We start from the raw sequence: 7,476 nt of genomic DNA, 5'->3' as shown, positions 1-7,476 counted from the left end.
CGATGGAAAAGTGAAGAAAGACCATGTCGGACGCTTAAGCGATCCGAAGGTGAATCATTTGCTGCGAAAATCAAACGTCAATCAAGCCATGGTGAAGCGATCAACCGAATCTGAAACCCTGTTGATGCAGCAGAGCATTGAGATCGATTCCGTGATGGAGGCCCTGGCGCTGTTCGTTGATTCGCTGCCCAAATTGCTTCTGCTGGATCCGTTCATGAATTGGCAGCCAACGACGGTGCCGCCTATCGGATCTGGCTGTCCTGATGTGGGACGCTTCAAACATGCTCTCAACACGCTTCCACCCAAAAGAACACTCCGGCAATGGTGCAAACGAGCCCAAACGGGCGACCTCAAGGCGGACCGTCAGTTGCGGAAGATTGTCGATGCGACGCAAATCATGCTCAACGGCCTAGAAGAACAGATTCAATTTTTCAGTTTAGCCCTGATCGACAGTCTGGCTTCCGGATCGCACCTGATGTCGATTGCTCTGAAGCAACGCATTCGCTCGCTACGAGAGTCTGTGCAGCCATTGGAGACTGGACCCGATTTCAATCTTCAACTGCTCGATCTCCACACAATCGTTCGCTGGGACGTGCTGCGGTGCTGCCTACTGGCTTCGCAGCCCTGTCTGGCGAACACGCGAGCGAGTCGTTTTCAAAAGTTTGCTGACCGCTCGCTGCGGCGTCTCCAAAAATTAATCCGCAATCTGCCTGCAATCGACGAGTGCAGCAAGCCGGTGCCAACGAAATGTGGCGCCGGACCAGACGCCGCCGCGGACCAGACGTCATCGATCGATCAATTGGCATCCGCATCGACTCAGCAATTGCTGCAAAGTCTTTGCCGCTTGGCAGCAGCTGGAAACGCCGATGCGAAAGAGTATCTTGAACGGCTTGTCATTCAATATCCGGCTGCGGTGGATTCGATTACAGATCTACCCGAGTTTGCGAGGAAAACGATTATTCAGCGAGCGTCGTTTTGCACTGACGAACTCAAGCAGTCGTTCAATCAATCGGTGATCGAACTGCGTGACTCAGTTCGCTCAAACTCCAGCCAGGATCCCTGGAATCAGCTGTTGGTGGATGCCGCGATCATCTGCGCCATGGATTCGATTTTCAACCGCTTGGCGGCCGCCATACCGAATCAGTCCAGCAGCGCAGTCAACCGACACACCGAATTCGCCGATCGAGCAAGCAGCCGATACGAGCAACTCAAGACGTTGTTAAAATAGATCGTGGTTGGCAGAGGCCGGTCGACGCGCGGCGGTCCTGATGTCGCTGGTTGCCAGCTGCAAGGAAAGCCATGTCGAGCCCTGGGCGTATCTCCGATCGGTCATTGGCGCGTTGCCGCACGAGATGGACCCCGAACCTTGCTCCCGGACCAGTGGCTCCAAGCCAATCCCGCTCACCGCTGGGAAATCGCCGACAAGCGAAGACAAGAACGCGAAGCCAAAGCCTAGCTGCACTTCACCGGGCGCTTACCTCATTACGATCGTTCGGGTGACCTTGTCGCCCGCGTTAGAAAGGGACAGATAGGAATGGCACTTAATCGACGTAAGTCCTACGCCTCGCCTGGTTTGTAGTCGTGCCGTGGTTTTTGCATCAGCTTGTATTTCTTAGGCCTGCGTTTGAGCCCCCTCGGCTCGTAGCGGTCCGTGCGGTTGCCGACGGCGTGCTGCCAACAACACCGAAGTAGAGCATCACGCAGTTCGCCCAGATCGCTGACCAGACCCAGCACCGGAAGCATATCCGAGATGGTCGTGAGCGTTCCCTTGAAACTGATTTGCCACGGTTCAACATCGCCGTCGATCGCCGCTTCGGCCATCACTCCACGGACGAGATTGTACGCCAGCATGTGCGCTCGGATTTCATTGCGGACAATGGTCGGGGCACTTCGCTTCGATGCGTGGCCACTGGCTTTGACCAACGCTTGCATCGAGTCTTCGTCCAGCTAATCGCGAGCGTTTAAGTTTGTGCCATTCACCCTCGTCACTTTTTCGTTCCCCGAAGGCAAGTCATCCCCAATTAGTGGGGCCAAGCAATGGTCGGCCTGGCTGATTTTCGGCGGACGATCGCCTACGATGGTTACCAATGGACACCACAGCCAATGATTTGCAAAGTTGACGACGCTCATAGCACGGTCACCTGACGCGGCAAATCACAGTGTTTTTAAGTCAACTTTTTGGGAATGCGCCCTTTTCAATTCCAACAGGGATTTGTCATTGAACCAACAACCAGTCGGCAGGAAAAGTGCGAAAAGTTTTCGCTTCCACCGCGGGTAGTGCTAGCAGGACCACCGAACGACTACTGGTAGTCGTTCGTCAAAATGCCCGTGCCATTGACCCCCGCCGCGTTTTTTCCCTCTCTGTCTAAGTCGAACTTTGCCCTAACTGCCTAGTCAAAAATTGAACGTAGAAGCATTCTTCATTGTTGGACCGTTGCGAACGGGATCCTCTTTGCTGGCACGGTGTTTGGATGATCATCCGCAGCTGATTTGCTTTTGCGAATCGGAGATCAATCGAACGTTGTTTGAGCCTTATTTGACGCACCTACATTTTCTGCGGATGCGGCACCACGGTTTCGGTCCGCAAGAAATCGTTCGGTTGCTCGATCGAAAACAGCAGAACGATGTCGGAAATGTGGTGCGATGGTATCGCGAAGCAAAAGAGATTGGCCAAAGTCGCTTTGCAAAGCCCAATGTAATCGCATATGGAGATAAAAGTCCCGATTTCTTTCTGTCTCGTCCGTTGGTTTCGCTGTTGCTGTCGGATTATCGATTGCTGTACTCGATTCGTGATCCGCGAGCAATCTTCTGCAGCATCGAATCGAGCGAGGGATCATCGGACCAAGAAAAGCGCAATCGATGGAATGCGCTCATACGGAACTGGGACTGTTGGGAGCCTCATCTGGATCGCCACAATGTTCACGCTGTCCGCTATGAAGACGTCATTTCGGATCCTTCCGAAACGCTTTCGTCAGCCTATCGGCACATCGGCGTGCACCCGTCGCTTCAATTTCTGGAACCTTTTGAAAGACGATTCCCTTCAAGATTCCTCTGGAAAACTGCTATCGACTGGGAGACCGGGATCCAAAAAGATTTTGATGTTTCGAGAATCGGACGGTGGCGAGAAATCTTGTCTTCGGATCAGCTAGAATTCGTGAAGAAAGATCCGACCGCTCGGCGGATAATGGACCGATTTGGATACTCGTGGTGAACTATGGCCGATAAGCTATTTTTGGATTCCGGTTGGAAATGTTGGGTTGCCGAGAACGCACTTCGCGGACGTCCGGCAAACGAATTGACCCGAATACTCGTTGAGAACGGATTCCCCGAAGACCACGCGAGCTTGGAAGTTGAAACGGCCTTCAATCACCCCTACATCGCCGCCGGTTCTTCTGTGATCAGGCAGCTATCCAAGCGTGATTGGGTGTTGCATACCAATCGACTACTGCTTGAATCCGGCCCATCCCAGCTAACAGAGATCTGGAACTCGATCGATGCCAAAGAATTTTTTGAACGGCACTATCGGGTCAACCGACCACTTGTTATCCGTGGCGGCTGCAATTCCATGGCGGCGATGAGGAAATGGACACCCGACTACCTGAAGCAGGTCGCTGGTGACCGCGATGTTCAGATCCAAGGCGGACGGGATTCCGACCCCGGCTACGAAATCAACGACCGCAAACACCGCCAGACGTGTAACTTTGGAGAACTAGTTGACAAAACGTTCTCGGCAGTGGAAACGAACGACTTCTACATGACTGCCAACAATGCGGACAACAATAGCCAAGCGTTCGCAGAACTTTGGGAAGATGTCGTTCCGCTACCTTCGTTCCTTGATCCGGAGAGTGCGGCCGAGAGCATGTTCTTTTGGATGGGGCCGGCTGGAACAGTGACTCCGCTGCATCACGATCTAACGAATAACCTGATGATTCAAATTCGTGGTCGGAAACGTGTCAAGCTGATCGCCCCAGAATATCTTCCGTATCTGTACAATCATCTTCACTGCTACTCGCGAGTAGACCCTGAAAACGTCGACGAATCTCGATTTCCACTCTTTCGCAATGTGCACGTGACCGAGGTAACGATCGGGCCGGGCGACATTCTGTTCCTGCCGGTGGGCTGGTGGCACCATGTTCGAGGTCTCGACCCAACCATTACGATCACCTGCACAAACTTCCACGGAATCAACAGATTCACAGATCATTACCATACATACGATCAGATTTAACCGTGGATTGGGGTGCGTGGCGTATCGTGCCACGCATGCTTTGGATCGCAATGGCACAGCAGAACGATTGCGCGGAGAATTCAACGGTTGCTGGGGGTAGCAGATAGTGGAAGAGAAAAATCAAAAAAATGAGCTGATTGCTTACGAAATCTATCAGCCCAATGACATGCCGCTGATTCCTGCGCCGATCAATCGCCCTTGGATGGACAATACGCCAAAGCGATTTGCGTATCGGTGCTTGCCGCTAACCATTGCAAACCAAGCCGGCTGGTTTATCTGCAATCCACGCAGTTTTTCGGCACGCTGGAACGGTGGGCAAAAGCTTGGCGATGTGACGATCGTTTTTGACGAGTCCCCACCTGATACACGAATCACCAGTCTGTTTGGACAGGGGACGATTACCTTCAATATGCCGTTCTTGTTTCGGACTCCCCAGGGCATGAATCTGTGGGTGAAAGGCCCCACGAATTGGCCGAAGGACGCTGCGGCTCCGTTGGAGGGGATCGTAGAGACAGATTGGACCAACGCGACATTTACGATGAATTGGAAACTAACTCGTCCCGGTCAACTCGTCCGCTTCGAGCGTGGGGAACCAATTTGCATGGTGCTGCCATATCCCCGAAACTTGCTAAACGAAATTCAACCGGTCAAGATGCCGCTTGATTGCAATCAGGAGGTGAGCGAAGCATACCAGCGTTGGAGCGACGAAAGAAACGAATTTCACGCTAAGATTCGTGATGGCGATGAAGATGCGACCAAACGTGGATGGCAAAAAGACTACTTTCAAGGCAGAGACCCTGGCGCAGATCGTTTCGAAGGCCACCAGACCAAAATGGGAGTGAAGCCGTTTTCAAATCCAGTTCGGAATGAAGATGAATGAAAGAACAACCAGCTATTGTTAACACACTGGACCCCAGTCGAGTTGTCAAATTGTTGATATGGGATCTGGATGAAACATTCTGGGACGGCACACTGACCGAGGAAGGTATCAGCTATCGCAAGGAGAACATCCAACTTGTGAAACAACTTGCTGACAGAGGAATCGTTTCTTCTATCTGCTCAAAAAATGATTTTACAGTGGCCAAGGCCGCGCTCGAGTGTGCCGGTGTCTGGGAACTGATCGTGTTTCCAACGATCCACTGGGGACCCAAGGGTACAGCGATTAAAAATCTGATCGCGAGAGCGAATCTTCGATCCGAGAATGTGTTATTTGTCGACGACAATCTCGCCAACTTGGAGGAAGCTATGTTTTTTTCTCCTGGTCTGATGTGTATGTCCGAATCTCGCGAATTGAGATATTACCTGAACGAGCCATGCTTTCGGGGTAGGCCAGATCCAAGCCGATCTCGTCTGGCTTCGTACAAAGTCATTGAAGAGCGAACCGATGCAAAGCAATCGCTCGCAGTTTCCAATCTGGATTTCTTGCGGCAAAGCAGGATTCAAGTCGAGATTTCATATGACGTTGAAGATCATTGGGATCGGGTGATTGAACTTCTCAATCGTGCCAACCAATTGAACTATACGAAAAAGCGAGTGGAAACAGACGTTGCGCTACGCAAACTGAGTCAACAACTGACTGCCTTTGGATTTAAAGCCGGAGTGGTACGCGTTCGTGACAGATACGGGGACTACGGAATCGCCGGCTTTTTCTTGACGCTCGCAACACTTCTCGGTTACGAATTAAAACAGTTTGTGTTTTCGTGCCGCGTTCTCAACATGGGTGTCGAGCAATATGTCTACGAACTATTGAATGAACCCGATCTGCAAGTGGTGCCTCCCGTTGCGAATCCGGTCAAGACATTTGAACGTGTCGACTGGATCAACCAATCGACGAATCAGGAGCCGCTAAACCAGTTGCGGTCACTCCGTCTTGTGCTGGTAGGTGGATGCGACATGTTGCAAGTCTCGTCGTATTGTTCCTCAGAGTCGATTGAATTCACTAATCGTCCGTTTGGAGAGATGATGACTCGATTTGACGAAGTCAGCTTTTTGACGGGAGATGTGGAACAACTGGCGGGCAGCAAGCTTCGAGAAAAAATTCCAGTCTGCAACGCTGATGATATTCGAAATTTCCATCAGGCTCTTCAAACAACTGATGGCGTTGTCCTGGCTCTCTACCAACTGACGACTCCTAGCTATTTCCGTGGGAAAGACGGTGTCGAAGTTCGATTGCACCCTGCCAGCCTGCGGAAATTACTCGCGTCCGAGAATGGTATTTGGTTTGTGCGCCACTTCTGGTTCCTCGACCTAAAACTCGATCAGCGACTGCAGCGGGTCAGAAACTGCATCAATTCAGTGCTGGATAAAACTGACAACAGCACTCCGATTACACTGGTCGGCGAACGAGTTAGCCCGCAATTTGACAGCGAGAGAGACGCGGAGCGAAAGCAAAGGTACAACCAATTCATCCAAAGCTTGGCCCACGGGACGGACCGATTGACGTGGATTGATCCGAACGAATTTGTGCCGGACCAGTGGGTAATCGATGGAGCACACTACCATCGGCAAGCGTATTTGGAGATCGCTGAACGATTGTTGCACGCGGAAACGGAAAGCTTGCCTAAGGGCTTCCGATCGTGACCAGGAAATCTAATGCGTCTTTCCACGCCGGATTGGATATTCGCAGTCGGTGTTCTGCGAAAGATACCAAAAGCTTGACAGAGGGAGTCGTTGGCCCCTAAACTGCCTACCACCTGGATGATCTCTTCTCACTTTTGATTGGGGCAGCGACAATGGGCAAGCCAAGTTGGTTGTGGAATTGGAATCGCCTGTTGGGCTTTACATCGTTCGGAATTTCCGTACGGCGCATTCGTTGGCAGCCCAGCTCGACAAAACGAAATCTGCGAGCCGAACGATTGGTCGCTCGGCAAATGCTCGCTGCAGACACCGGCAACTTAGGTTCCAGTATCGAGGATTCCGAGGCATCCAATTCTTCAGGCTTGCAGGCCGACGTCAATTCAGATGGAGCTGTTACACCGGTTGACGCTTTGATCATTGTCAACGCGATCAACGACGGGCTGACCGCCGATCAGCGTCCCGCAGCCGATCTCAGTGGCGATGACCAAATCGACCACGATGACTTTCTACTCGCAACCGCTGCGCTCGATAAAGCAATGCTGGAAATGCATACCAGCGACGCATCGCATCCCCCCTGCGAGCTGTGGGATCCACCATTCCCGCCTCCGCAAGAATGGATCGACGCCTGCAACGACGGAATTGATCCGACAACCCCAACGCCTACTCCGACA

The 7,476-nt window shown here is 52.1% G+C and carries 8 protein-coding genes; 7 read left to right on the top strand and 1 reads right to left on the bottom strand.

The window, feature by feature from the left end; genetic code table 11:
- Together NHH03_RS27310 and NHH03_RS27305 are read left to right on the top strand one after the other, a co-directional pair.
- On the top strand, nt 1-1,228 hold a 1,228-nt coding region (locus NHH03_RS27310; protein ID WP_253161532.1), incomplete at its 5' end, for a hypothetical protein.
- A 40-nt stretch (nt 1,229-1,268) separates the two neighbouring features.
- A complete protein-coding gene (locus NHH03_RS27305) occupies nt 1,269-1,532 on the top strand; it encodes a transposase domain-containing protein (protein ID WP_390895654.1) in 264 nt (87 codons plus the stop codon).
- Nucleotides 1,533-1,557: 25 nt separating this feature from the next.
- Here NHH03_RS27305 and NHH03_RS27300 read toward each other — a convergent pair whose 3' ends face one another.
- Complete coding sequence (locus tag NHH03_RS27300; RefSeq protein WP_253161531.1) at nt 1,558-1,851, bottom strand: hypothetical protein; 294 nt, start codon at nt 1,849-1,851, stop codon at nt 1,558-1,560.
- A gap of 550 nt (nt 1,852-2,401) precedes the next feature.
- On the opposite strand from NHH03_RS27300, the gene NHH03_RS28470 reads away from it, so the two are divergent.
- The 5 genes from NHH03_RS28470 to NHH03_RS27280 form a co-directional block, all read left to right on the top strand.
- Entirely contained in the window at nt 2,402-3,211 is an 810-nt protein-coding gene (locus tag NHH03_RS28470) for a sulfotransferase family protein (RefSeq protein WP_390895653.1), read from the top strand.
- A gap of 3 nt (nt 3,212-3,214) precedes the next feature.
- The gene (locus NHH03_RS27295) at nt 3,215-4,228 is read left to right on the top strand and encodes a cupin-like domain-containing protein (RefSeq protein WP_253161530.1); all 1,014 of its coding nucleotides are present in this window, start codon (nt 3,215-3,217) and stop codon (nt 4,226-4,228) included.
- A 106-nt stretch (nt 4,229-4,334) separates the two neighbouring features.
- Nucleotides 4,335-5,108, top strand: a complete 774-nt coding sequence (locus NHH03_RS27290) for a DUF6065 family protein (RefSeq protein ID WP_253161529.1) — start codon at nt 4,335-4,337, stop codon at nt 5,106-5,108.
- Nucleotides 5,105-6,808 carry an HAD-IIIC family phosphatase gene (locus NHH03_RS27285; protein ID WP_253161528.1) on the top strand — a complete coding sequence of 568 codons (1,704 nt, stop codon included), beginning with the start codon at nt 5,105-5,107 and terminating at the stop codon, nt 6,806-6,808. Before NHH03_RS27290 ends, NHH03_RS27285 begins: the two co-directional genes overlap by 4 nt.
- Before the next feature lie 152 nt (nt 6,809-6,960).
- A partial coding sequence (locus NHH03_RS27280) for a dockerin type I domain-containing protein (RefSeq protein WP_253161527.1) occupies nt 6,961-7,476 on the top strand: 516 nt, incomplete at its 3' end.

It is taken from the genome of Stieleria tagensis (assembly GCF_024129865.1).
GTDB classification, from domain to species: domain Bacteria; phylum Planctomycetota; class Planctomycetia; order Pirellulales; family Pirellulaceae; genus Stieleria; species Stieleria tagensis.
This window is presented reverse-complemented; position numbering and strand designations above follow the sequence as displayed.

Bases quoted from the DNA above. Each gene is read 5' to 3' on its own strand.
- NHH03_RS27295 (WP_253161530.1), top strand. From the start codon at position 3,215: ATGGCCGATAAGCTATTTTTGGATTCCGGTTGGAAATGTTGGGTTGCC.
- NHH03_RS27305 (WP_390895654.1), top strand. From the start codon at position 1,269: ATGTCGCTGGTTGCCAGCTGCAAGGAAAGCCATGTCGAGCCCTGGGCG.
- NHH03_RS27300 (WP_253161531.1), bottom strand. From the start codon at position 1,851: ATGCTGGCGTACAATCTCGTCCGTGGAGTGATGGCCGAAGCGGCGATC.
- NHH03_RS27285 (WP_253161528.1), top strand. From the start codon at position 5,105: ATGAAAGAACAACCAGCTATTGTTAACACACTGGACCCCAGTCGAGTT.